Origin of the sequence: Quadrisphaera setariae, assembly GCF_008041935.1 — a bacterium.
Classification (GTDB): Bacteria; Actinomycetota; Actinomycetes; order Actinomycetales; family Quadrisphaeraceae; genus Quadrisphaera; species Quadrisphaera setariae.
Genome location: NZ_VKAC01000002.1, coordinates 1 through 21,506, shown reverse-complemented (window position 1 = coordinate 21,506; position 21,506 = coordinate 1). Strand labels below are relative to the sequence as shown.

General features: G+C 74.9%; 23 protein-coding genes and 2 pseudogenes. 13 read left to right on the top strand and 12 right to left on the bottom strand.

Going from position 1 to position 21,506, the window contains the following annotated elements; all coding sequences use genetic code 11:
* Window positions 1-2: 2 nt before the first annotated feature.
* The gene (locus FMM08_RS03250; protein ID WP_147924944.1) at window positions 3-920 is read right to left on the bottom strand and encodes a DMT family transporter; all 918 of its coding nucleotides are present in this window, start codon (window positions 918-920) and stop codon (window positions 3-5) included.
* Window positions 921-1,024: 104 nt separating this feature from the next.
* Window positions 1,025-1,858, bottom strand: coding sequence for a MerR family transcriptional regulator (locus FMM08_RS03245; RefSeq protein WP_222710362.1), 834 nt, complete (start codon window positions 1,856-1,858; stop codon window positions 1,025-1,027).
* Window positions 1,859-1,885: 27 nt separating this feature from the next.
* On the opposite strand from FMM08_RS03245, the gene FMM08_RS03240 reads away from it, so the two are divergent.
* The 3 genes and pseudogenes from FMM08_RS03240 (at window position 1,886) to FMM08_RS23290 (ending at window position 3,611) form a co-directional block, all read left to right on the top strand.
* Window positions 1,886-2,287 (top strand): VOC family protein, encoded by a 402-nt coding sequence (locus FMM08_RS03240; protein WP_222710361.1) that lies wholly within the window; start codon window positions 1,886-1,888, stop codon window positions 2,285-2,287.
* Window positions 2,288-2,349: 62 nt separating this feature from the next.
* Window positions 2,350-2,833, top strand: a pseudogene (locus tag FMM08_RS23295) (maleylpyruvate isomerase family mycothiol-dependent enzyme); the annotation flags it as partial.
* 124 nt (window positions 2,834-2,957) lie between these two features.
* Complete coding sequence (locus FMM08_RS23290; RefSeq protein WP_222710359.1) at window positions 2,958-3,611, top strand: AMIN-like domain-containing (lipo)protein; 654 nt, start codon at window positions 2,958-2,960, stop codon at window positions 3,609-3,611.
* Between the two features lie 139 nt (window positions 3,612-3,750).
* On the opposite strand, the gene FMM08_RS03225 is transcribed toward FMM08_RS23290, so the two are convergent.
* The gene (locus FMM08_RS03225) at window positions 3,751-4,428 is read right to left on the bottom strand and encodes a TetR/AcrR family transcriptional regulator (protein WP_222710358.1); all 678 of its coding nucleotides are present in this window, start codon (window positions 4,426-4,428) and stop codon (window positions 3,751-3,753) included.
* 80 nt (window positions 4,429-4,508) lie between these two features.
* Here FMM08_RS03225 and FMM08_RS03220 point away from each other — a divergent pair, with 80 nt between their 5' ends.
* Window positions 4,509-5,447 carry a DMT family transporter gene (locus FMM08_RS03220; RefSeq protein ID WP_187279521.1) on the top strand — a complete coding sequence of 313 codons (939 nt, stop codon included), beginning with the start codon at window positions 4,509-4,511 and terminating at the stop codon, window positions 5,445-5,447.
* Between the two features lie 42 nt (window positions 5,448-5,489).
* Here the strand turns inward: FMM08_RS03220 and FMM08_RS03215 are convergent, their stop codons facing one another.
* From FMM08_RS03215 to FMM08_RS03205, 3 genes are read right to left on the bottom strand one after another with little or no spacing between them, the layout of a single operon-like run.
* Window positions 5,490-5,822: a DUF3349 domain-containing protein gene (locus FMM08_RS03215; protein WP_147924941.1), complete on the bottom strand. Its 333-nt coding sequence runs from the start codon at window positions 5,820-5,822 to the stop codon at window positions 5,490-5,492.
* A complete protein-coding gene (locus FMM08_RS03210) occupies window positions 5,819-6,121 on the bottom strand; it encodes a hypothetical protein (protein ID WP_147924940.1) in 303 nt (100 codons plus the stop codon). Before FMM08_RS03210 ends, FMM08_RS03215 begins: the two co-directional genes overlap by 4 nt.
* A gap of 44 nt (window positions 6,122-6,165) precedes the next feature.
* Window positions 6,166-7,398 (bottom strand): inorganic phosphate transporter, encoded by a 1,233-nt coding sequence (locus FMM08_RS03205; protein ID WP_147924939.1) that lies wholly within the window; start codon window positions 7,396-7,398, stop codon window positions 6,166-6,168.
* A 158-nt stretch (window positions 7,399-7,556) separates the two neighbouring features.
* Between FMM08_RS03205 and FMM08_RS03200 the strand changes: the two genes are divergently transcribed.
* The 7 genes from FMM08_RS03200 to FMM08_RS03170 all read left to right on the top strand — a co-directional run bounded on the left by FMM08_RS03200 (window position 7,557) and on the right by FMM08_RS03170 (window position 15,139).
* Window positions 7,557-8,489, top strand: a complete 933-nt coding sequence (locus tag FMM08_RS03200) for an aminoglycoside phosphotransferase (RefSeq protein WP_147924938.1) — start codon at window positions 7,557-7,559, stop codon at window positions 8,487-8,489.
* A gap of 10 nt (window positions 8,490-8,499) precedes the next feature.
* Complete coding sequence (locus FMM08_RS03195; protein WP_147924937.1) at window positions 8,500-9,249, top strand: Type 1 glutamine amidotransferase-like domain-containing protein; 750 nt, start codon at window positions 8,500-8,502, stop codon at window positions 9,247-9,249.
* Window positions 9,250-9,288: 39 nt separating this feature from the next.
* Window positions 9,289-10,242 carry a VOC family protein gene (locus FMM08_RS03190; protein WP_147924936.1) on the top strand — a complete coding sequence of 318 codons (954 nt, stop codon included), beginning with the start codon at window positions 9,289-9,291 and terminating at the stop codon, window positions 10,240-10,242.
* A gap of 31 nt (window positions 10,243-10,273) precedes the next feature.
* Window positions 10,274-12,070, top strand: coding sequence for an FAD-dependent oxidoreductase (locus tag FMM08_RS03185; RefSeq protein WP_147924935.1), 1,797 nt, complete (start codon window positions 10,274-10,276; stop codon window positions 12,068-12,070).
* Entirely contained in the window at window positions 12,067-13,149 is a 1,083-nt protein-coding gene (locus tag FMM08_RS03180) for a maleylacetate reductase (protein WP_147924934.1), read from the top strand. The genes FMM08_RS03185 and FMM08_RS03180 overlap by 4 nt, the downstream gene beginning before the upstream one ends.
* On the top strand, window positions 13,146-14,060 hold the full coding sequence (locus tag FMM08_RS03175) for a dioxygenase family protein (protein WP_187279520.1): 915 nt from the start codon (window positions 13,146-13,148) through the stop codon (window positions 14,058-14,060). Before FMM08_RS03180 ends, FMM08_RS03175 begins: the two co-directional genes overlap by 4 nt.
* A gap of 119 nt (window positions 14,061-14,179) precedes the next feature.
* Window positions 14,180-15,139: an AraC family transcriptional regulator gene (locus FMM08_RS03170; RefSeq protein WP_187279519.1), complete on the top strand. Its 960-nt coding sequence runs from the start codon at window positions 14,180-14,182 to the stop codon at window positions 15,137-15,139.
* A 27-nt stretch (window positions 15,140-15,166) separates the two neighbouring features.
* Here FMM08_RS03170 and FMM08_RS03165 read toward each other — a convergent pair whose 3' ends face one another.
* On the bottom strand, window positions 15,167-15,790 hold the full coding sequence (locus FMM08_RS03165; RefSeq protein WP_147924932.1) for an alpha/beta hydrolase: 624 nt from the start codon (window positions 15,788-15,790) through the stop codon (window positions 15,167-15,169).
* Between the two features lie 70 nt (window positions 15,791-15,860).
* Window positions 15,861-16,775, bottom strand: coding sequence for a phosphotriesterase family protein (locus FMM08_RS03160; protein ID WP_147924931.1), 915 nt, complete (start codon window positions 16,773-16,775; stop codon window positions 15,861-15,863).
* Between the two features lie 114 nt (window positions 16,776-16,889).
* Here FMM08_RS03160 and FMM08_RS03155 point away from each other — a divergent pair, with 114 nt between their 5' ends.
* Window positions 16,890-17,303: a hypothetical protein gene (locus FMM08_RS03155; RefSeq protein ID WP_147924930.1), complete on the top strand. Its 414-nt coding sequence runs from the start codon at window positions 16,890-16,892 to the stop codon at window positions 17,301-17,303.
* Window positions 17,304-17,335: 32 nt separating this feature from the next.
* Window positions 17,336-17,971 carry a TetR/AcrR family transcriptional regulator gene (locus tag FMM08_RS03150; protein WP_187279518.1) on the top strand — a complete coding sequence of 212 codons (636 nt, stop codon included), beginning with the start codon at window positions 17,336-17,338 and terminating at the stop codon, window positions 17,969-17,971.
* 8 nt (window positions 17,972-17,979) lie between these two features.
* Here FMM08_RS03150 and FMM08_RS03145 read toward each other — a convergent pair whose 3' ends face one another.
* The 4 genes and pseudogenes from FMM08_RS03145 to FMM08_RS22820 form a co-directional block, all read right to left on the bottom strand.
* Entirely contained in the window at window positions 17,980-18,489 is a 510-nt protein-coding gene (locus tag FMM08_RS03145; protein ID WP_369431660.1) for a GtrA family protein, read from the bottom strand.
* Window positions 18,490-18,568: 79 nt separating this feature from the next.
* Window positions 18,569-19,198 (bottom strand): hypothetical protein, encoded by a 630-nt coding sequence (locus FMM08_RS03140; RefSeq protein WP_147924927.1) that lies wholly within the window; start codon window positions 19,196-19,198, stop codon window positions 18,569-18,571.
* 57 nt (window positions 19,199-19,255) lie between these two features.
* Window positions 19,256-19,441 (bottom strand): hypothetical protein, encoded by a 186-nt coding sequence (locus FMM08_RS03135; RefSeq protein WP_147924926.1) that lies wholly within the window; start codon window positions 19,439-19,441, stop codon window positions 19,256-19,258.
* Between the two features lie 219 nt (window positions 19,442-19,660).
* Window positions 19,661-21,506: pseudogene (locus FMM08_RS22820) on the bottom strand (hypothetical protein); the annotation flags it as partial.

Below are 21,506 nucleotides of genomic sequence, written 5' to 3'. Positions count from 1 at the left end.
GCTCAGGTCGCCGCGAGCGCCGGGTCGGTGGCGGCGCGGCGGCGCGGGGGCGCCGTCGCCAGCACCGACCCGGCCAGCACGAGGACGGCTCCCACAGCGGTCCACGCGGTGAGCCGCTCCCCCAGCACCAGGGCCCCGGCGACCACCGCGACCAGCGGGTTCACGTACACCACCGTGGTGGTGCGGACCGCGCCGACGGCCGCCACCAGCGCCCCGAACAGCAGGAACGCCCCCGCCGTGCACACCACCCCGAGGACGACGACGGCGAGCACCACCCGGCCCGACGGCAGCTGCGCCGGCAGGCCCGGCCCCAGCAGCACCACGGGCAGGTAGACCAGCGCGGAGACCGCCAGCGAGACCGCCATGACCCCGGCGCTGGGGACGTCGCGCAGGCGCGCGCCGAGCACCCACGCGCCGATGGCGTAGCAGACCACCACCACGGCCATCTCGAGCACCGCGACGGGGTCGGCGCCGGTCAGGGAGACGCCGACGAGCGCCGCGACGCCGAGGCTGCCCACGGCCAGGCCGAGCGCGCCCCGCCCGCCGAGGGGACGGCGCGGGGAGTCGTCGAGGCGTGCGCGGCGGGCCAGGGCGGCCACCGCCAGACCCACCAGCGGGACCGCGGCGATGAGCAGCGCGGTGGTGGAGCTGGGCAGCGAGCGCTCGGCCCGGGCCAGCAGCAGCCAGGGCACGAGCACCTCGGCGGCTGTGTAGACGAGCAGAGCCGGCCAGTGGCGCAGGGCCGGGCCGACCTCGCGGCGCAGCAGCGCCAGGGGCAGGAGGAGCAGCGCGCCCAGCGCGGTGCGGGCCAGCACCAGCACCGACGGCTCCAGCTCGGTGACGGCGATGGCGATGAAGAGGTAGGGCACGCCCCAGGCGATGCCCAGGCCGGCGAAGAGGACGGCGGAGCGGCGGTTCACGTGCTCATCACAGCGCCATCCTGCGCGCCCGAGCACTCCGCTCCGCGCCGTCGAGCCCTCCCGCACGGGAGTCGGCAGGAACTCGACGGCGCGGTGGCAGGAGCTCAGCTGGTGCAGCCCTCCGTGACGCCGTGGCGCGCCGCGTTGGCGTGGGCGGCGTCGCGCACGTACTGCGCCAGTCCCGGGGCCACCGCCTCGTAGGTGGCGGTGAAGCGGGGGTCGTCCACGTAGAGCTGGCTCACCGACCGGTGCATCGCGTGGGACATGTCGTAGAACCGCTCGCACACGTGGAGGCGGTGCCGCTCGGCGACGGCCGTCGCGGCGTCGCCGTCGGCGGGCTCCCCCGCCGCGAGCAGCTCGGCGAAGGCGGTGTTGAGGGCGTCACCCTCGGCCCTGACCTGCTCCCAGTCCGCCTTCGTGTACTGCGCGGTGCGCTGCTGCGACTGCGCCCACTGCTCGGTCTGCCCCCAGCGCTCCTGCGCCTCCACGGCGTAGTCCTCGCTGAACGAGTCGCCGAACAGCTCGCGCTGCTCGTCGGGGGTCAGCTGGATCCCGGTCATCCTCGCCTCCAGTGCTCTCTCGATCGCCGCGAGGAGGTCTGCGTCCTCCTGCAGCCTGGCCGTGACCGCGTCGCGCTGGCGCCGCAGGTGGTCGACCACCTCCTCACCGTCAGCCGCCAGCAGCGCGCCGATCTCCTCCAGGGAGAACCCGAGGCGGCGGTAGACGACCACCGCCTGCAGCCGCTCGACGTCGTCGACGGCGTACAGCCGGTAGCCCGCGGAGGTGCGCCCCGAGGGACGCACCAGGCCGACGGCGTCGTAGTGGTGCAGCGTGCGGACGCTGACACCGGTCAGCTCGGCCACGCGGCCCACGGTCAGCAGGTCGCTGGGCCGGTTGCCGTCGTCGTCGTGCTCATCGGTGCGGTGCGGTGCGGTCACGGGGACCACCGTGGGGCCTGACGTCGCGTGAGGGTCAAGCCCGCGCCGGCGATGAGTCCGCGCGGGCCCAGCGGTCTGGAGCGCATGGAGTTCTCCCGGGTCCTCGCGCAGGCCGCCGTCACCGACGTCGAGGTGGCCGAGCGCTGGTACACCGCCCTGTTCGACGGGCCACCCACCACGCGCCCGATGGGCGGGCTGCTGGAGTGGCACCTCACGCCGACCGCCGGCGTGCAGGTGTGGTGCGACGCCGAGCGCGCCGGCCGGTCGTGCGTGGTGCTCGGCGTCGCTGGCGCCGGGGTGGTGGACGCGCTCGCCACCCGCCTGGCGGCTGCTGGCACGGCCCACGGCGGGGTCGAGCCCGGAGGAGGTGCGCGCCTGCTGCGCCTCACCGACCCCGACGGCAACCTCGTGGTGGTCACCGGCCCCTGACGGCGACGACTCCGCGCTCGTGCGCCGGTCCGAGACCCCACACCCCCGACGCTGGGAGGCGCATGACCGACTCGTGGCCCCTCGTGCACGCCGAACGCGCTGCCCTCGTCCAGGACCTCCAGGGCCTGCGACCTGAGCAGTGGGAGGTGCCGTCGCTGTGCGCCGGCTGGTCGGTGCACGACGTGGTCGCCCACCTGGTCGACAACGCCCTGACCACCCGGCTCGGCTTCGTCCTCGGGCTGGTGCGAGCCCGCTCCGACCTCCACGGCGAGGACGTCCGCCGCCCCCTGGGCCTGCACCGGGACTGCGGCACCGAGTCGCTCGAGCGAGCGCTGCGCGTCCAGGCGTCCACCCCCGCCGGCTTCGGGGGGGGTGCAGGGAGCTGGTGCAGCAGGTCCAGCTCGTCGCCGACGACGCTGACGTGGCGGGGGCAGCGGACCGCGCGCCAGCGGTCGGCCGGTCGACGTCCTGCTGGCGGCGTGCGGCCGGGCCGCTGGCGCGCAGCGCCTGCCCGGAGAGGGCGCGGTGCTGGTGCTCGAGGCCGCGACGCGGGCGCGGTCCCGGCCTCCGCCTGACGGGCGGCTGTCCGTGGTGCCGCGAACGGGTCGCAGGGCGACGATGGGACGGAGCCCGCAGCCACCGGGCGTGAGAGCACCGGAACGAGGACCCCGTGCCGCGCACACCGACCACCTCGGCCGTCGCAGCGCTGCTGGGCGCTGTCCTCCTCGCCGGCTGCGGGGCGCCGGACCCCGGCCCTGCCCGTGCCGACCAGCCGCTGAGCACCGCCACCGAGGAGGAACCGGCGACGCCGTCGGCCAGCACGCCGACCAGCGGCTCGGTCGACGACGACGCGGGAGGCACCGGCCAGGAGGCGACGCCCTTCGTCCCGCTGGACCGGGCCGGCGAGGCACCCGGTTCCGGCTCGGCCAGCATCGTCGGCGTCCGCACCGGTGAGCACGAGGGCTACGAGCGCGTCGTGCTGGACCTGGCGGGCGAGCCGGAGCAGGTCGCAGGCTGGTTCGTCGGCGCGGTGCCCCAGCCGCTGCAGGACGCCTCCGGTGAGCTGCTCGACGTCGAGGGGGACCGCTTCCTGGACCTCGCGGTGACCGGCATCGCCAACGGCGGCGACGGGCAGGTCGACTCCGCCGGGCGGAGGGCGTTCGTCGGCGCCGTCGGCGGGACCGGCGGCCTGGTCGAGCAGGTCTGGGTGGGCGGCGCGTGGGAGGGCCAGGCGCAGGTGCTGCTCGGCCTCGACGAGGCCGTGAGCGAGTACCGGGTGGTGGCGCTGAGCGACCCGCAGCGCATCGTCGTCGACGTCCGCTGAGCCGTCTCCGCCCGGCGCGACGGACGCAGCTGCTCGGTGCGTGATCGGCGCGCTCGCACGGTCCAGCTCTGGTCGGCGCCGCCGAGAGGCCCTCGCCCCGTGCGCCGCAGCGGGCCCGCCTCCACCGACGTGGGGCCGGTCAGGACGGCGACGGCCCTCCGCGTGACGGCTCCGCCACCTGGGGCTCCTGGAGCACTCGGAGCACCGCCGACCGCGCGCGCGCCGCCGCCGTCGGGTCTCCGCCGGCGGTCATGACCACCAGCGTCCCCTCGTAGAGCAGGTGCAGGTGGGCGCCGGCGGTGGCGTCCGCGGCCAGCTCGTCGAAGAGCGCCCGCATCCAGGCCTTCTCCGCGCGGATGACGGGGAGCGCGGGGTGGTCGCCCCCGCCCAGCTCGGCGAAGGCGTTGACGAAGGCGCAGCCGCGCCGCTCCTCCCCCATCCAGGTCTCGAGCACCTCGAAGACGCGCAGCACGCGCTGGGAGCGCGTCGGCTCGGGTCCTCCAGGCACCTCCAGGGCGTCGAGCTGGTCCAGGACGTGCGCGCGCCAGCGGTGTGCTCGCCGCAGCAGGTACAGGGCGACCAGGGCGTCCTTGGAACCGAACCTGTCGTACAGCGTCTTCTTGGTGGTCCCGGCGGTGTCGGCGATGAGGTCGACGCCCACCGCGCGCACGCCTCGGCTGTGGAAGAGGTCGCTGGCGGCGTCCAGCAGGCGCTCGCCGGCTGGGGTCAGGACGGGGACCGGCTCGAGGGCGGGGCGCAGCGCCGCCGGCGTGTGCTCGTCGAGCACCGTCAGCGCACCTGCACGCACTCCGCTCACGGCGGTCGAGGAGGGTCCAGCTCTCAGCACACTGCGAGTATACCGACCAGTATGGTTACCTCGCTCGCATGGGACGAGCTGTGGCAGGACACCAGCGCTCGACGAGGGCCCACCTCCTCGCCGTCGCGCTGGTCCTCTTCTGGAGCTCCGGCTTCATCGGCGCCGAGCTGGGCCCAGGCACCGCAGGAGCTCAGACCCTGCTCACGTGGCGGTGCCTGGTGATCGCGCTCCTGCTCGTGCCCTTCCTGCCGCGGCCCTCCGAGCGCTGGCACGCCCGTGAGTGGGTCCGCCAGGCGGTGCTGGCGCTGCTGTGCCAGTGCCTCTACCTCACCGGCGTCTTCTGGGCAGCCGCCGCAGGTGTTCCCGCCGGCACCTCGGCCCTCGTCGCCTCGCTGCAGCCCGCCGTCGTCCTGCTCGCCACGGCCGGCCTGCACCACGGCGCCGTGCGCCGGGTCCACCTGTGGGGGCTCCTGGCCGGTACGGCGGGTGTCGCGCTCGCAGCCGCAGGTGACGTCGGCGCCGGAGCGTCGCCGCTGGCGCTGGCGCTTCCCGTCGGGGCGGTGCTGTCCCTCGCCGCGGGCACGCTCCTCCACCAGAGGTGGACGCGGGAGGAGCCCACCGGTGGACGCTCGATGCCGCTGCTGCAGACCCTGGCCGTGCAGAGCCTCTTCACCGCTGGCTTCACCACCGCGGTCGCCGCCCCGGGAGGAGACCTCCTGCCTCCTCCGTCGTCGGCCTTCTGGACGGCCGTCGGGTGGACCGTGGTCGCCGGGCTGGGCAGCTACGCCGCCTACTACCGCGCCGTCGACGCCCTGGGAGCCGACCGCGCCAACGCCCTGCTGTACCTGACTCCCGCGGTGACCGCCCTGTGGGCCGCCGCGCTGTTCGGGGGCGAGGTCCGCAGCACCACCCTGGCCGGGCTCGCGCTCAGCGCTGCGGGAGCAGCGCTGCTGCTCCGGGTGGAGTCCCTGCGGCCCGTGTCCGGAGGCACGGCGACCGACCGGTCACCCCACCGGTGAGCACCGCCTCCGCGAGGGGGTCGACCCGGTCGGCGGTGGGTCTCACCGGGCCTCGGCGAGCGGCCACCCGCCTGCAGCGAGCCGGGCCGAGACCCGGGCCACCTCGGAGGGGGACGCCTCGTCGAGGGTCGCACCGCCGACCAGCCGCTCGACGTCAGCCGTCGTGATGACCTCTCCCTGCTGGGCCATGCCCACCAGCTCGTCGGCGATGAGCCGCACCTCGGTGTCCGTGAGCTTGCGGCGCAGCAGCCCGAGCAGGGCCACGTAGTCGCCGCGGGGCACCCCGGCGGGGTAGCCGGCGCGCAGCCAGCTGAGGACCCTGGCGACGGCCCCCGGCGCGGCGTCGTCGGTCCGCGACGTCGGCTGTGCGCTCACTCGTCGACCACCGTCGGGTAGACGTGCTCGAAGCTCACGGTCTTGCCGGAGCCCGAGGCGACGATGAAGGTGATGCCCAGCAGGGCCACCAGGACGACGACGGCGAAGACCGCGCCGCTCAGCGCGCGGCCCACCGGGTGCGCGGGGGCGTCAGCGCCCACCTCCGCGCTGCCGCCGCGGCCCCAGGCCGACGCCCGGACGCCCGCGGCGAACAGGGCGGGAAGACCGGCGCCGAGGACGACGGCGGCGAGGGCGATCTGCCCGAGCGCTGCGGCCTCGAGCTCCCAGACGTGAGACACGGTGCGGCTCCTCTCGCGGACGTGCAGGAAGGTGTGGTGGTCGCTCAGGCGGAGACGGTGGTGCGGCCGGAGGCGGACCCCGTGCGGGGGCCGCCGTCGTGCCACTCGTCGTTGACGTTGTCGGCGTGCACGGGCTCCTGCCGGGAGCGGTGGTACATGACCGTCGCGGCCGCGGCGAGCACCACCACGACGGCGACCGCCCCCATCAGCCCCCCGCCGAGCAGCGCGGCCAGGCCCCACAGCAGCGCACCCACCACGGCGGCGGCGGGGATGGTGATGACCCACGCGACGACCATGCGGCCCGCCACGCGCCAGCGGACCGTGGCACCGGGACGGCCCAGACCGGTTCCCAGCACCGAGCCGGTCGTCACGTGCGTGGTCGACAGCGGCAGGCCCAGGTGGCTCGACACCAGGATCACCGCGGCCGAGGAGCTCTCCGCGGACAGCCCCTGCGGCGGGGCGATCTCCACCAGGCCCTTGCCCAGGGTGCGGATGATGCGCCAGCCGCCGAGGTAGGTGCCCAGCGCGATGGCCAGCGCGCAGCAGGCCTTGACCCAGAAGGGGATGTTCTCGGTGTCGGTCCAGTGACCGGTGGCGATCAGGCCCAGGGTGATGACGCCCATCGTCTTCTGCGCGTCGTTGGTGCCGTGGGCCAGGGAGACCAGGGACGCCGAGCCGATCTGGCCCCAGCGGAAGCCGCTCTCGGTGAACCGGTCGGCCACGCCGGCGGTGATCCGGTAGACCAGCCAGGTCGCGAGCCCGGCGACGAGGACGGCGATGACCGGCGAGGCCAGCGCCGGGACGATGACCTTCGGGAGCAGCCCGTCGATCGTCGAGCCGTTCCCGGCCCAGTTGACCCCGCCCCAGCCCAGACCGGCGATGGTCGCGCCGAGCAGGCCGCCGAACAGCGCGTGCGTGGAGCTGGAGGGCAGGCTCAGCAGCCAGGTGAACAGGTTCCACACGATGGCGCCGGCCAGACCGGCCAGCACGATGACCAGCAAGGCCGTGCCCCCGTCACCGGTGAGCCCGACCACGGGTGTGCCGTCGCTGTTCTGGATCTTCACGACGGCGTTGGTGACGGTCAGGGCCACCTCCACCGAGAGGAAGGCCCCGACGAGGTTCAGGACGCCGGACAGCAGCACGGCCGTCTTCGGCTGGAGCGCACCGGTGGCGATGGAGGTCGCCATGGCGTTGGCGGTGTCGTGGAAGCCGTTCGTGAAGTCGAACGAGAGCGCCACCACGACCAGCAGCACCAGGATGATGGTGGCAGTGGTCACGAACGCCGAGCGTCGAGCACCCTCGGCGAGGTCGCCAGGCCGATCTGGCCGACTGGCGGGACGTTCCCCCAGGGTTCACCGTCGCGTCGGCGAGCCTTGACCGTTCTTGACCTGCTCTTGACCTTCCCGTCCCCGCGCCGAGCGCCCAGACTCACCGCGTGGCCGCCACCCTCCCGACCCCGCCTCCGCCGCACGTCCGTGCCGCGTTCGGCCTCCCCGGCGCCACTGCCACCGCCCTTCCCGGCGGTCAGGGCCTCAGCTGGCTGGTCACGCCGCCCGCTGCCGCCGTCGGCTCGGACGGACCGCCCGCGCCGCTCGTCCTCAAGCCCGTGGCCGACGAGCTCCAGGCCGAGGAGGTCATCTGGCTGGCCGAGGCGCTGGCGCCCCTGACGAGCGCCCGCGCTGCCCCAGCGGGCCTGCGACTGCCCCGAGACATCCGGGCGGCCGCGGCCGGCCCCGAGCGCCGCTGGGTCGTGGACGGCTGGCGCGCCAGCACCTGGGTCCCCGGCGACGCCGGTCCGGAGGGGCGCTGGACCGAGCTGCTGGCCGGTGCGCGAGCGTTCACCACCGCCGTGGCCCACCTGCCCCGGCCGCCGTTCCTCGACCGCCGCGGCGGCCCGTGGGCGGACGCCGACCGCGCCGCCTGGGACGAGCAGCCCCTGCCCGTCCACCCCGACCAGGACGCGCTCGTGACGCACCTCCGGCGGCTGGCAGGGCGTGGACCTCGGTCCGGACGGCCGTCCCAGCTGGTCCACGGAGACCTGACCGGCAACGTGCTGTTCTGCGACGGGCTGCCGCCGGCGGTCATCGACCTGTCCCCGTACTGGCGCCCGGCGGCGTACGCGGGGGCGGTGGTGGTCGCCGACGCGCTGCTGTGGTGGGACCAGGGGCCCCACCTGCTGGCGGCCGCCGGGGACAGCGGCGCGGTGGACCTCGTGGCGCGCGCCCTGCTGTTCAGGCTGCTGACCGACGTCGAGCTGCTGCGGCGTCCGGACGGTCCCGCCGCGCTGCCGGCGGCAGACGCCGCCCGCTACGGACGAGCGGCCGGGCTACTGGAACTCCCGTGGACGCCGGAGACCGCCAGCGGGTAGACAGCCCTGCGTGACCGTCTTCCTCGGTGGCGGGGGCACGGCGCAGCAGGAGGCCGCCCTGTGGGCACCGATGCTCGCCCGGCGACCCCGCGTCCTGTACTGGCCGTTCGCCCTCGGTGACGACATGCTCTCCGGCGCCGAGACCTGGCTGCGCGGCTCCCTGGCGGAGTTCCAGCACGGCCTGGACGTCACCACCTGGCTCACGCTCGACGGCCGCGGTCCGGCGGACCTCGAGGGCTTCGACCTGGTCTTCATCGGCGGCGGCAACACCTACGACCTGCTGGCCCACCTCCGCACCCACGGCGCGCTGGGATGGGTGCGCACGCACCTGGCCGGAGGAGGCGACCTCTACGGCGGCAGCGCCGGCGCGATCCTCGCCGGAGCCACGGTCGGCGTCGCCGCGTGGCACGACGAGAACGCCACCGACCTCACCACCCCCGGCGAGCTCGCCGGGCTGGGCCTCCTGCCCGGGAGGGCGCTGCTGCCCCACTTCGCGGCGGACGACGCACCGCGAGCGCAGGAGTGGGCCGAGCGGCTCGGGCTGGAGGTGCTGGGCGTCCCGGAGGCGTCGGGCCTGGTCGTCGAGGGGGACGACGTCGTCGTGGCCGGGCCCGAGCCGGTGTGGCGGTGCACCCCCGACGGCGCGACGGCCCTCCCGCCGGGCTCGAGCATCCCCCGAGGTGGCGCGACCTCTGGCCTGGTCCCGCCGTCCTCTGGCCCGGGACGGCCAGACGGCGTCCGCGGCCTGGGAGGGCCGTGACACTCGGCTCGACGAGGACGTCTGGTCGAAGGAGATCTCATGACGTACGTGACCGGCTCCCACCACGTGACGCTGTCCGTGGGGCGCGCCCAGGAGGACGTCGACTTCCACACGCAGGTCCTGGGGCTGCGCCCCATCAAGAAGACCGTCCTGTACGACGGCAGCACGCCGATCTACCACCTGTACTACTCCAACGCCGACGGCGACCCGTCCTCCGTCGTGACCACCTTCCCCTGGGCGCAGGCCGGCGTCTACGGCACGCGGGGCACCAACCAGGCCCGCGAGGTGCTCCTCGCCGTGCCCGGCGGCTCCCTGGACTACTGGGCGGGGCGCCTGGGAGACCACGGGGTCGAGGCGCGCTCGACCGAGGTCTTCGGCAGCCGCCGCCTGGAGTTCGCCCACCCCTGCGGGATCGAGTACGTGATGGTGCCGCAGGAGGGCGACGCGCGTCGCGGGTACACGGGGTGGGGCGTACCGGCTGAGCACGCCGTCCACGGGCTGCACGGGGTCGGCGTCCACGTCTTCGACCAGGACCGCATGGTCGACTTCGCCACCGACGTCTTCTTCGCGCAGGGGCAGGTCGAGGAGGAGGGCCACCGAGCTCGCTTCCAGGTGGGCGAGGCGTCCCACGGGAACTGGGTCGAGCTGACCGGTGACCGCGGCGACGCCCAGGGGACCTGGCGCTTCGGCGCCGGCACGTACCACCACTTCGCCTGGAACCTGGACACCCTCGAGAACCAGGACGCGGTCAAGTTCGACATCGAGGGCGCCGGCTACACCGACATCTCCGAGCTCAAGGACCGCACCTACTTCAAGTCTCACTACGTCCGCACCCCCGGGGGCGCGCTGTTCGAGCTGGCCGTGACGCACGACGACGGCGGGTGGGACTGCGACGAGTCCCCCGAGGAGCTGGGGCAGGCCTTCATGCTGCCGCCGCAGTTCGAGTCCGAGCGGGAGTCGATCCTCGCCCGGCTCGAGCCCGTCCGGTACTGAGCTGCGCACCGCGCCCGAGGAAGGGACCCCCGTGACCGCGTTCGACGACGGCATCGCCGCGACCGCCCTGCCGACCGGCTCCCAGGTCGAGACCGACGTGCTGGTGGTGGGCTCCGGGCCCGCGGGCGCCTCGATGGCGCTGGCGCTGGCCACCTACGGCGTGCCCACCCAGCTGATCACCAAGCACCGGTGGACGGCCAACACCCCCCGCGCGCACATCACCAACCAGCGCGCCATGGAGTTCTTCCGCGACATGGGCCTGGAGGAGCAGGTCAAGGCGGTGTCCACCCCGCACCACCTCATCGGCGACACGGTGTTCTGCTCCTCCATCGCCGGTGAGGAGTTCGGGCGGATCCTCGCCTGGGGCACGAGCCCCGAGCGCGAGGGGGACTACGTCCGGGCGTCGCCGACCATGAACTGCGACGTCCCCCAGAACTACCTCGAGCCGGTCCTCGTCAGCGGAGCGGCCCAGCGCGGGGCGCAGGTGCGCTTCTCCACGGAGTACCTCTCCCACGTCCAGGACGCCGACGGGGTCACCACGACGGTGCGCGACCGGGTCACCGGCGCGGTGCACGAGGTCCGCTCGCGGTACCTGGTGGGCGCCGACGGGGCGCGCTCGCGGGTGGCGGAGGACGTCGGCCTGCCGATGGAGGGCCGGATGGACATCGCCGGCTCCATGAACATCACCTTCCGCGCCGACCTGGCGCGCCTGGTCGGCCACCGGCCCTCGGTCCTCTACTGGGTGGTGCAGCCGGGCGCGGACGTCGGGGGCATCGGCGCCGGGCTGGTCCGGATGGTGAGGCCGTGGAACGAGTGGCTGGTCGTCTGGGGCTACGACATCTCCCAGCCACCGCCGCGGGTCGACGAGGCCGCGGCGCGCGGGATCGTGCAGTCGCTGCTGGGGACGACGGACGTCGACGTCGAGATCACCGGCACCTCGCTGTGGGGCAACAACGAGCGCTACGCGACCGAGCTGCAGCGCGGCCGCGTCTTCTGCTCCGGAGACGCCGTGCACCGCCACCCGCCGTCGAACGGGCTGGGGTCCAACACCTCCGTCCAGGACTCCTACAACCTCGCCTGGAAGCTGGCGGCCGTGCTCAAGGGCCAGGCCGGTGAGCGCCTCCTGGAGTCCTACACGGCCGAGCGAGCGCCGGTCGCGAAGCAGGTGGTGCTGCGCGCCAACCAGTCGAGCCGGGAGTTCGGCGGCTTCTTCGACGCCCTCGGCGTGACCAGCGCGGCCGACCAGGCCGGCATGGTCGCCGCCATCGAGGAGCGCAAGGCGGCCACGCCCGCGGGCCGCGCCAAGCGCGAGGCGCTGCGGACGGCGATGGAGCTCAAGCACTACGAGTTCAACGCCCACGGCGTGGAGCTGGGCCAGCACTACGACTCCGGCGCCGTCGTCAGCGACGGCAGCGCGCTGCCCGAGCCGACCCGCGACCCCGAGCTGTACTTCACCCCGTCGACCGTTCCCGGCTCCCCGCTCCCCCACGCCTGGGTCGGCGACAGCGCCACCAAGGTGTCCACGCTCGACCTCGCGCCCAGCACCGGGTTCACCGTCTTCACCGGGGTCACGGGGCAGGCGTGGGCCGACGCGGCGGCGCACGCGGGAGCGGCGCTCGGCCTCCAGCTCCGCGCAGTGGTGATCGGACCGGGCCAGGTCGTGACCGACCTCTACGACGACTGGGCCCGCCTGCGGGAGGTCGAGGAGGACGGCGTCCTCCTGGTCCGCCCCGACAAGGTGGTGGCCTGGCGCTCCCACGGGCCCGTCGACGACCCCGCCGCCGCCCTGGAGCGCGTGCTGCGCCAGGTGCTGGGACGGGACGCATGAGCGGCACCTCGTTCGACCACACCACGCTGGGGCAGCGGGTGCTGTTCGGCTCTCGAGCGGCGGTCGAGAACACGGCCCGGGCTGCAGGAGACCTCGGCGCCCGGCGGCTCCTCGTCATCTCCGGCCGGTCCTCCGTGCAGGCGGCCGAGGACGTCGCGGGGGCGCTCCCGGTCGTCGCCCGGATCGGAGAGGTGGTCCAGCACGTCCCCGCGGACCGGGTCGAGGCCGCGGTGGCTCTCGCTCGGGAGTCCGGGGCCGACCTCGTGCTGACCATCGGCGGCGGGTCCGCGACCGGGCTGGGCAAGGCGGTGGCGCTGCGGACCGGTGCGCCGCTGGTGGCGGTGCCCACCACCTTCTCCGGGTCGGAGGCCACCGACGTCTGGGGCATCACCACCGACGGGACCAAGCGGACGGGCTCGGACCCGCGCGTCCTGCCCCGCGCGGTCGTCTACGACGCCGCGCTGACCCTGGGCCTGCCTCGCGACGCGGTGGCGGCGTCCAGCCTGAACGCGGTGGCCCACGCCGTCGACGGGTTCTGGGCACCCCGCGCCGACCCCATCAACCGCGCTCTCGGGACGGAGGGGCTACGAGCCCTGGTCCCCGCCCTGCAGGCGCTCGCGGACGGCCGCGACGACCTGGGCGTGCGCGAGGAGCTGCTCTACGGCGCCCACCTCACCGCCGTCGCCTTCGCCTCCGCCGGCTCGGGCCTGCACCACAAGGTCTGCCACGTGCTCGGCGGTGCCTTCGGCCTGCCCCACGCCCCGATGCACGCGGCCGTGCTGCCCCACGTCACCGCCTTCAACGCACCGGCGGCCCCCGAGGCGGCGGCCCGGGTCTCCGCGCTCTTCGGCGGTCTCCCCGCCGCGAGCGCGCTCCAGCAGCTCCACGCCTCGCTGGGCGGCCCGCTCGCCCTTCGCGACCTCGGGCTCGCCGAGGCCGACCTGCCGCGCGCGGTGGAGCTGGTGCTCCCGAGCGCACCGGCCTCGAACCCCCGTCCCGTCGACGCCGCCGCGCTGGCCGAGCTGCTGCACGCCGCGTGGGCGGGCGACCCCGTGCCCGACCGAGGAGCCCAGTCGTGAGCCGATCAGCAGACCAGGCGTCGTCATCGCTGGCCGGGGTCTCCCCCGAGCAGCGGGCCCGGGAGGAGGAGCTCGTCGAGCGGGTGGTCGCCTCCTTCGCCGCCACCCCCGACCCCCGTCTGCGGCACGTCCTGGAGGAGCTGGTCCGACACCTGCACGGGTTCGTGAGGTCGGTGCGGCTCACCGAGGAGGAGTGGAGCGCAGCCGTGGCCTTCCTGACCCGCACGGGCCACACGACGAGCGGCACGCGGCAGGAGTTCGTCCTGCTCAGCGACGTGCTGGGCCTGTCGATGCAGACCGTCGCCGTGAACAACGAGGCCTACCGCAGCGCCACCGAGGCGACGGTGTTCGGCCCCTTCTTCGTCGACGAGGCCCCCGAGGTGGAGCAGGGGGGCGACATCGGCGGAGGGGCCCCCGGTGAGCCCGCGTGGGTGCACGGCACCGTCGCCGACGTCGAGGGTCGCCCCGTGCCGGGCGCCCGCATCGAGGTCTGGGAGGCCGACGAGGAGGGCCTGTACGACGTCCAGCACGACGACGGGCGCACGTACGGGCGCGGCCGCCTCGTCGCCGACGAGGCTGGCGGGTACCGCTTCTGGGGGCTGTTCCCCACGCCGTACCCGATCCCCGACGACGGTCCGGTCGGCGACCTGCTGGCGGCCACGGGCCGGTCGCCCCTGCGCGCCGCTCACCTGCACTTCATGGTCTCCGCGCCGGGCCACCGGACCCTGGTCACGCACATCTTCGTCCGCGGTGACGAGCTGCTGGAGCGCGACTCGGTCTTCGGCGTCAAGGAGTCACTGGTGGTCGACTGGGAGCACCACCCCGCGGGAGCACCGGCGCCGGACGGTCGGGAGCTGGGAGGCCGCGGCTGGGCCAGCGCGAGGTTCGACATCGTCCTCGCGCCCGCGTGAGGGCCCCGCCGTCCAGCGGGGCGGCCGCCAGCCTCCCGGTGTACGTTGCCGCCCTCCGGTGACGGCGTCGGCGCCGTCGCGGGCGACGCGACGGGGCGGTGCTGCGGGGTGGCTCACGGGTGCTGACGACGACGCACGGCACGGGCCCCCTCGCGGGCGTCCGGACGTTCTCCACCGTCGGCCTGCCCCCTGAGCAGCGGGTCGCCCGGTGGGAGGAGCACAACGCCAGCGCCCTCATCGACCTGCGGGCGAGGACCCTGGACGGCACGGCGCTGGAGGGGCGCGAGGTGGTGGTGGACCTCCAGGGGGTGCACCTGGCCGACGTCGTCGCCAGCGCCCACGTGGTCGAGCGCTCGGCCCAGCAGATCGCCTCCAGCGGCGTGGACGGCGTGGCCTTCTACTTCGCCCTGCGCGGCGAGTCGTTCTTCTACCACGGCGGGGGCGTGCAGCTGCAGCGCCCGGGGACGCTGCTGGTCTGCGACGTCAGCCGGCCCTTCATGCGCGGCTTCGCGCAGGGGCTGGAGGAGCTGGTGGTCCGCCTGCCGCGCGCCACCTTCGAGGAGGTCACGGGGCGGGCGCTGCCGGAGGCGCCGCTGCTCCTCGGCTTCGGTGACGGGCCCAGCGAGGCTCACGCCGCCACCCTCGCGCGGCTGGTGCGCAGCACCCTCGCGCGCCCCGGCGCCGTCGAGCGGGCTGCTGCGGCGCAGCGGCTGTGCGAGGTGGTCCACGCCGTCATCAACGGCTCCACCAGCAGCGCGGGCCACCGCCGGGCGGCCATGGCCCACGTGGAGCGCCACCTCGCCGACCGCGACCTGTCGGTGGCGGCGGTGGCGCGCGCCGTCGGGCTCAGCGAGCGGCACCTCAGCCGCGTGTTCGCCGAGACCGGCACGACCCTGTCGCGTGCCGTGCTCGAGCGCCGCCTGGAGGCGGCGCACCAGCTGCTCTCGCGCCCCGGCGGCACCGCGGTGGCCGTGGTGGCCCGGCGGTGCGGCTTCGTCTCCGCGTCGCACTTCTCGCGGGTCTTCCGCGAGCGCTACGGGCGGACACCGGTCGAGGTGCGCGCCGCCGCCGGGGCCTGACCCAGCGCCGGCGGCTGGGCGGCCTCCTCAGCCGGTCGGCAGTGCGTCGAGCACGGTGGCGACGGCGCTCGCGGCGAGCGGGGTGACCACGTGCTCGGAGCCGGGCTCGACGAGCAGCGTGACCGCAGCGCCTGCCGCGGTCAGCAGGTCGGCGCTCTCCTGGACGCGCCACAGCGGGACCCACGTGTCACCGGCGTGGGTGGCCAGGAGCACCGGCACACCGGCGACCCCGTCGGGCGGTGCCGGGGCGGTGCCGGGCGGCCCGACGTGGCCACCGGTGAGCGCCACGACGGCGCCGAAGCGGCGCGGCGCGGTGAGGAACGACTGCAGCGCCAGGCAGGCGCCCTGGGAGAAGCCCAGCAGGACGACGCGCTCCAGCGGGACCCCGGCGTCGAGGACCTCCTGGACCGCGGCGTCGACGGCGGCCAGCGCCTCGCCCAGCGCCGGCTCGTTGCGCTCGAGGTCGGCGGTGAAGGGCTCGGGGTACCAGGTGTCGCCGTCGATGTGGGGTGCGAGGACCGCGGTGCCGTCGAGCGGCAGCACGTCCACGACCGCGCGGAAGGTCGCACGGTCCTGTCCCCTGCCGTGCAGCGCGACGACGACGGCGCGTCCCTCCGACAGCTCCGCTCCCCACCTGTCCACAGCGACCACCGACGCCTCCTCGCGCTCGAGCCCGTGCCGTCAGGTGGTCATCATGCGGGCGCCCACCTGGTGGCGCCCGTCAGCGGGCGAACGCGGCGAAGGGGTTGTGCCGGGTGAGCTGGGCGAGGGCCTCCTCGCCCGCTCCCGCCGCCGCGAGCGCCGGCAGGAACGCGGTGGGCAGCGTCGTGAACGGCCGCTGGCTGCCGCCGCCGGGCTCCGCGGGGTCGAACCAGCCGGCGTCGTGCGAGACCAGCAGCTGCCTCCCGTGGCCGGCGGCGAGGGAGTCCAGGACGAGGTCCAGCGCGGCGCCGTCGTCGCCCTGGCCGACGTGGTCGTACTCGATCCACGCACCCCGGTCGACGACCGCCTGCCGCAGCCCCGCGTCGGTGATGAGCTGCGTGTGGATGGACAGGAAGCGGTCGGGCGACAGCCCCTCCTCGACGACGACGTCGAGCTGGGCGAGCACCACCCGGCCGTCGACCGTGTGCGATCCGACCAGAGCACCGGTGCGGACGGCCGCCCGCGCCGCGGCCCGCAGGACGCGCTCCTCCACCGGCGTCAGGCCGTCGTCTCCGGCGGAGACCTTGATGAAGCCCGCGACGACCCCGGTGCCGTCGACGCCCTCGGTCAGCTCGCCGACGAGGAAGGCCTCGACCTCGGCGTCGCTGGCGGCGTGCACCCACCCCGGGACCCACGGCTCGCGGTAGACGCCGGTCGCCACCACCACGGGCACCCCCGCGGCGCGGCTCACCGCGGCGAGGACGTCAGCGCGCCGGCCCAGCCCGTGCGGGGTGCACTCGACCAGCGCGGTCACGCCCGCCTCGCCCGCCTCCCGCAGCAGCGGCGCCATCCGGACGACGACCGCGTCGGCGCGGACCGCGTCCACGGGCTGGGCGTCCGGGGGCCGGAAGTCCACGAGGAGGTGCTCGTGCGGCAGGACGAGCCCGAGCTCCTCCGCGCGCCGTGGACCGAGGGTCGTGTGCAGCACCGCCACCCGGGGAGCCTAGGGACAGGCGGACGCGGCGCACCTGGACCACCGCCGGCGGGAGCCGGAACGGTCCAGCACCACTCATTGACCGTCCGGTCAATGCGGGCGTATGTTGACCACGTGGTCAACAGTCCTGGTCCCTCGGGCCGACGTCCTGCACCCACCGCCCTTCCCCTCGCCAACACCCTCGTCCGGCTGTACCTCGTCGTGGTCGTGTGCACCCTGCTCGCCCTCGGCGTGCTCACCGTCGTGGCACCGGCGCAGGCGAGTGCCGAGTCGTGGGGCCACTCCCTCGTCGTCGCGGTCTTCGCCGTCCTGCTCCCGCTGCGCCTGCGCAGCGCCCGCACCGGACGACGCAGCGCGGTGCGGGCCGTCGGCCTGATCGCCGCGGTGCTCCTGGTGGTCAACGTCGTCGAGGCGCTCCTGCCCGGCTTCGTCCCGGCGTGGATGCAGGTGCAGATGGTCCTGGTCGCCGTCCTCATGGCCGGCGTGGTCGGCGACATCGTCCGCTGGGCGCTCACCCACCACGCCTGATGCCGCACACCCGCGTGTGGTGTGGTGTCGCGGTGAGCGCCCCCTCCCCCACCCCCGCTCAGCGCCCGGCCCGCCAGCGGCTCAGCGCCGAGCAGCGGCGCGAGGCCCTCGTGGACGCCACGATCGAGGTGGTCGCCCACCAGGGGTACCAGCGCGCCTCCCTCACCGAGATCGCCAGGACCGCGGGGGTCTCCAAGGGCCTGCTGTGGCACTACTACGCCGACGGCGAGGAGCTCATGACCCACGCCGCGCGCACAGCGCTGGTGAGGGTGCGCGAGGCCGTCGCAGCAGAGCTCGACCTCACCGCTGCGGTCCCGGTCGTGGTCAGGGCGGCGATCCGGCGGGCTGCGCTGCTGCTGCGCACCCACGCGCAGGAGATGGCCGCGATCCACGCCATCGCCACCGGCCTGCGCGCTCCCGACGGCTCCCCGGCGATCAGCCCCCAGGAGTACGAGCAGACCTACGCCCTGCAGGAGGAGCTGTTCCGCCGCGGGCAGCGCGAGGGCAGCCTGCGCACCACCGACCCCCGCCTGACCGCCGTGTTCTACCAGGGCGCCATCGACGCGATGATCGCCCACCTGAGGGCCCATCCCGAGGTGGACCCGACCGCCTGCGCCGACGCCGTCGCCGACCTCGTGCTCGACGGCATCACCACCCGCCCGTCCTGAGGCGCGGCCTACCGCGAGCCGCGCGGCCCGGCCGGCGTGAGCGCCCGGCCGAGCCGAGCGGCGACCCCGCGGGCCCCGTGCTCAGCGGAGCCCCGGGACGGCCCGGCGGTCGCTCCGGCGGACGCTCGTCGGAGGTGCAGGAAGTTCGCCGACCCCACCAGCGCGGTGACGCCCCACGAGATCGCGACGTCGCTGGTCAGCGGAGCGCTCGGTGCGAGCCACGTCCACGCAGACACGGCCGTCGCCGTCAGGACCGTGCCCGCCACCGCGGACGCCGCGCCGGACAGGTGGGCCTGCCGGAGCGAGGGCCTGCCGATGCTGCGGAAGGTCCAGCGCCGGTGCGCCTCGTTCACCGCGACGGTCGAGACGACGCTGGCGACCACGCTGGACGCCACGACGCCGTCGTCGCCCTGCGCCACGAGGAGGAAGACGAGCGAGTACACGAGGTTGCCGGCGCACCCGGCGGTGACGAACTTCAGGAGCGCCAGCAGGTCCCTGCGGGTGGGGCGCTCCGTCATCACGTCCTCAGGGTGGATCTCCACCGTGGTCGCGCCCTGGACCTGTGCTGTGCCCCTCCTGTGGAGCCGCGCCGGGCACCTACCGCGAGGTGACGGCTCCCCCGGTCCGAGTGCGGCGCTGGCGGACCGCCGTCCACCCCGTGCCCGCGGCGAGCAGCGTCGCGACGCCCGCGAGCGCCAGCACCCCGGGCGACGGCAGCCCCGGGCCGCACGACGCCTCGCCGTCACCACCACCCGAGCTGCCGGACGCTGCCGCACCGCTGAGCGCCGACCCGCCGCCCGCGCAGCCGTCCGAGGGAGAGCAGCAGGCGTAGGCCGCCGCGGTCTCCGCGCGGGACACGGCGAAGTCCGCTTGCACCTGCGCCAGGTCCCGCGGACCGAGCCCGGCGTCCCACGACTGGACCTTCACGGGCGTCACCACGCCGTCGACGAGGGTGAAGTACGCGTAGTCCCAGGGCACCTGGACGAGCGCGCACGCCGAGCTCGCCAGGAACGCCGCTGCACCCGGCGGGTCCGGCTGCCACATGACGGGTGCAGCGGACCCGCCTCCTCCCGCGACGCGCAGCCACCCGAGAGGAGCGCCGTCTCCCTGGACTCCGGCGACCCACTCCTGCGTCGCCTCCACCGGGTCCGCACCGGGTTCGCCTTGCATGAAGGCGTCGGTGAAGTGGAACACCTGGTGGACCGGCCCGGCCGTCAGCTCGCGCACGGCGTTCGTCTCTGGCGTGCGTGCACCCCTGCGCAGCTCTTCGCCCTCGAAGGCAACTCACACCGCGGCGGGCACCTCACCGATGGCACTGGGACCACCAGGAACGGCGCTGGTGGGTGGACTCGGCGCGGGGCCGGCCGCGCTCGCCGGCCCCGCCAGCACTTCTGTGGTGATGAGGACGACGACGAGCGCCCCCAGCGTCCACACCGCCACCGCGCGACCCACCCACCGTCGACCGCTCACGGAGCCAGCCCTCCCTCGCGCGGGCCTCGTCCGCGAGGCCACTTCGTGGAGGACGCCGTTCCCGTCGTTCGCGTTGCACCACGCGGCGCAGACGACATCGCGGGAGGTGACGGAACCGTGGTCACCGAGGACGCCACCCCGGCAGGTCCTCGGGGGCCTGTCGCAGGAGTCGCACGGGCAGGGGCGTCGCGTCACCGACACGCCTCGTCGGGTCACCAGCTAGAAGGGCGGGTCCGCGGGGAAGCGCGAGGAGGCGGTGGTGGCCTTCTGAGTCGGGCGGGTCGGTGGCACGCGTGAGGGCGGTGCCCAGGCGCGGTACATCGGGATCGGGTCGGTGTACCGCTTGGGGCCGGTGACGTGGTCGAAGCCCAACGGGGAGCGCCAGTGGGCGTGCCCCGCGGTGCACCTCCAGTGCTGCCAACGCGCCGTCCACGGCTGGGCAGCGGCGGCGCGGGCATCCCCGGCGTGCTTGCGCCGGTGCCAGCGGCGGGACTTGGGATCCAGGTTGCACGCACACGTCGACCCGCCCTGACCGGGCAGGTACCCCCAGGCGGTGACGTGGTCCAGGTCCGCCTTGCCGGCGGGCAGGCGGTCCCCGGGACCGGTGCTCGTGCCCCACAGGGCGACCACGTGCCGGCGCAGCGTCTCAGGGGGGTCGTGCGGACCACCGCCGATGCGGTTCAGCGGGCAGGCGGAGGGGTCGATGGGCTCACACGCTCCAGCCGCGCACGGATCGACGACATCGACGGGGTCACCGAGGTCACCGGGGTCACCGGGGTCGTCAAGATTCTTGGCGTCGCGGTACCAGTCCCCGTCGGTGACGAGATCGGTGGTGGTCGGGGATGGTGGCAGCTGCTGGACCGGTCGGCCCTTGAAGAACCCCGGCCGGGATCCCTTCGGTGTTGGTCTCACTGAGGAGGCCGACGTCGGCGGTGCACCCGCGCCAGGAGGGGTCTGCGCTCTTGGACCAGGCACACCGGGACCACCGTCGCCGGGAGCCTGCAGGCCAGGGGCACCAGGGCCCGAGCCCCCAGGGCCGCCAGAGCAGCTGGGGCCACCTGGACCGTCAGGGCCAGGTGAACCACCGTCGCCGTCGGGCCGGGTGGGACCCGAGCTGTCAGGTCCCGAGCTGTCAGGTCCCAAGCTGTCGGGGCCCGGGTCGTCGGGGTCGGTGAGCCAGGAGGCGGGGTAGGTGTGCCCGTCCACCGCGACCAGGTCCCCGGTGACGGGGTCGGTCAGCACCCGCCGCAACCGGCACCCACCCCACCGCAGACCCTGACGCACCAGCCACGCCGGCACCCATCCGTACCCCTCCACAAAGCCCGGGTCCTCAGCCACCCCCACCAACGCCGGCAGGGAGATGCGGATCTCCACGCTCGTTCCCGCAGCCCACCCCGCGCTGGTGGCGTCCAACGCCACAGGACGCACCGACCCCAACGCAGTGACCGCAGCGTCGAAGGCGTGCGCGCCCACCGTCCGCTCATCGGACTGGTCGGACTGGTCGGCGTAGGGGTCCCCACCCCCAGGCGCCACCACCCCCTCGCGGGCAGCTCGGGCGGCGGCGTGGTTGGCCACCGCCGCGGCCCGCACCCGCGCCGTGACCCCGGCCAGGGCGGTGACCGGACCGACCAACGTCAGCTTGGCCTGCCCGTCCCCCAGCGGGGTCCAGCACACCCGCCGCGCGCTGGTCTTGCGCCGCACCCGCTCGCTGGCAGCGGTGGGGTCGTTTAGCTGGACCTGGTGGTCGACCTCCTCCCGCAGACTCGCCACCGTCAACCCCACCCCCACCGCCTCGACACCGAACAGGTGCTCATCGATGGTGGCCGCGGCCACGTCATCGACCTCGACCAGGCGGTTGGCGGTCGCGGTCAACGCGGTCATGCTCAGCTGCCCGCAGGACAGGCGCTCCAACGCGTGGGGCATCACCGCCACCACCTTCTGAGCCAGCAGCACCTGCGCGCGGGCGGTGTACTCACTCCACCCCAGCGCCGGGGCCAGCTCAGCGACCAGGTCCGCCAACCCCGCCGCCGCCACCAGCTCCTCCTGACGGGCGAACGCCGCCGCA